The following is a 2,070-nucleotide window of genomic DNA, read 5'->3' as shown; positions in this document are numbered from 1 at the left end:
TGCGCTCTAACCACCTGAGCTACAAGCCTGCAGAGATTTTTACTGCTGTTTTTCATCAGACAATCTGTGTGAGCACTACAAAGGCAGGTTCTTTAAGGTAAGGAGGTGATCCAAGCCTTGGAGGATGGTCCCCCCATATTCAGACAGGATACCACGTGTCCCGCCCTACTCTTCGAGTTCACAACCTGTGTGCTTTCGTGTACGGGACTATCACCCTGTACCGTGCGACTTTCCAGACGCTTCCACTAACACACAAGCTGATTCAGACTCTGGGCTGCTCCCCGTTCGCTCGCCGCTACTGGGGGAATCTCGGTTGATTTCTTTTCCTCGGGGTACTTAGATGTTTCAGTTCCCCCGGTTCGCCTCGTTAACCTATGTATTCAGTTAACGATAGTGTGTCGAAACACACTGGGTTTCCCCATTCGGACATCGCCGGGTCAAAGGTTCATATCACCTCGCCGGCGCTTTTCGCAGATTAGCACGTCCTTCATCGCCTCTGACTGCCAGGGCATCCACCGTGTACGCTTAGTCGCTTAACCTCACAACCCGAAGATGTTTCACTTCTGATTGCGAAAATTTGAGAGACTCGAACACACCTTAAAGATGTGTCGTTTCAATTTTCAGCTTGATCCAGATTTTTAAAGAGCAAAACTTCGCAGTGCACCTTTTCAGGTTCACTCTGAAGTTTTCTTGTTTTCGCAGTAAAAGATGGTGGAGCTATGCGGGATCGAACCGCAGACCTCCTGCGTGCAAAGCAGGCGCTCTCCCAGCTGAGCTATAGCCCCATCGTTTTGCTAACCTCTTCAAATTTGCTTCGCAAATTTGGTAGGCCTGAGTGGACTTGAACCACCGACCTCACCCTTATCAGGGGTGCGCTCTAACCACCTGAGCTACAAGCCTGCAGAGGTTTTTTACTGCTGTTTTTCATCAGACAATCTGTGTGAGCACTACAAAGGCAGGTTCTTTAAGGTAAGGAGGTGATCCAACCGCAGGTTCCCCTACGGTTACCTTGTTACGACTTCACCCCACCGCTGGCAACAAAGGATAAGGGTTGCGCTCGTTGCGGGACTTAACCCAACATTTCACAACACGAGCTGACGACAGCCATGCAGCACCTGTCTCAGAGTTCCCGAAGGCACCAATCCATCTCTGGAAAGTTCTCTGGATGTCAAGAGTAGGTAAGGTTCTTCGCGTTGCATCGAATTAAACCACATGCTCCACCGCTTGTGCGGGCCCCCGTCAATTCATTTGAGTTTTAACCTTGCGGCCGTACTCCCCAGGCGGTCGACTTAACGCGTTAGCTCCGGAAGCCACGCCTCAAGGGCACAACCTCCAAGTCGACATCGTTTACGGCGTGGACTACCAGGGTATCTAATCCTGTTTGCTCCCCACGCTTTCGCACCTGAGCGTCAGTCTTTGTCCAGGGGGCCGCCTTCGCCACCGGTATTCCTCCAGATCTCTACGCATTTCACCGCTACACCTGGAATTCTACCCCCCTCTACAAGACTCTAGCCTGCCAGTTTCGAATGCAGTTCCCAGGTTGAGCCCGGGGATTTCACATCCGACTTGACAGACCGCCTGCGTGCGCTTTACGCCCAGTAATTCCGATTAACGCTTGCACCCTCCGTATTACCGCGGCTGCTGGCACGGAGTTAGCCGGTGCTTCTTCTGCGGGTAACGTCAATTGCTGAGGTTATTAACCTCAACACCTTCCTCCCCGCTGAAAGTACTTTACAACCCGAAGGCCTTCTTCATACACGCGGCATGGCTGCATCAGGCTTGCGCCCATTGTGCAATATTCCCCACTGCTGCCTCCCGTAGGAGTCTGGACCGTGTCTCAGTTCCAGTGTGGCTGGTCATCCTCTCAGACCAGCTAGGGATCGTCGCCTAGGTGAGCCGTTACCCCACCTACTAGCTAATCCCATCTGGGCACATCTGATGGCAAGAGGCCCGAAGGTCCCCCTCTTTGGTCTTGCGACGTTATGCGGTATTAGCTACCGTTTCCAGTAGTTATCCCCCTCCATCAGGCAGTTTCCCAGACATTACTCACCCGTCCGCCGCTCGTCACCC

At 52.7% G+C, this 2,070-nt stretch carries 2 tRNA genes, 1 rRNA gene and 2 other annotated features (1 of these 5 running past the window's edge); all 3 genes read right to left on the bottom strand.

Annotated features, from left to right (window positions below):
• Window positions 1-103 precede the first annotated feature (103 nt).
• Window positions 104-498 (bottom strand) — a sequence feature (23S ribosomal RNA rRNA prediction is too short).
• Window positions 499-709: 211 nt separating this feature from the next.
• Window positions 710-785, bottom strand: a tRNA-Ala gene (locus GXP72_RS01930).
• A gap of 38 nt (window positions 786-823) precedes the next feature.
• Window positions 824-900 (bottom strand) — tRNA-Ile (locus GXP72_RS01925).
• Window positions 901-937: 37 nt separating this feature from the next.
• Window positions 938-1,213, bottom strand: a sequence feature (16S ribosomal RNA rRNA prediction is too short).
• Between the two features lie 66 nt (window positions 1,214-1,279).
• Window positions 1,280-2,070, bottom strand: a 16S ribosomal RNA gene (locus GXP72_RS01920); it runs 257 nt beyond the window's last position.

Source organism: Enterobacter sp. SES19 (assembly GCF_011765665.1).
In the GTDB taxonomy this organism is placed as follows: domain Bacteria; phylum Pseudomonadota; class Gammaproteobacteria; order Enterobacterales; family Enterobacteriaceae; genus Enterobacter; species Enterobacter pseudoroggenkampii.
The sequence above is the reverse complement of the archived record's forward strand: the minus strand, read 5'-3'. Positions and strand labels throughout refer to the sequence as shown.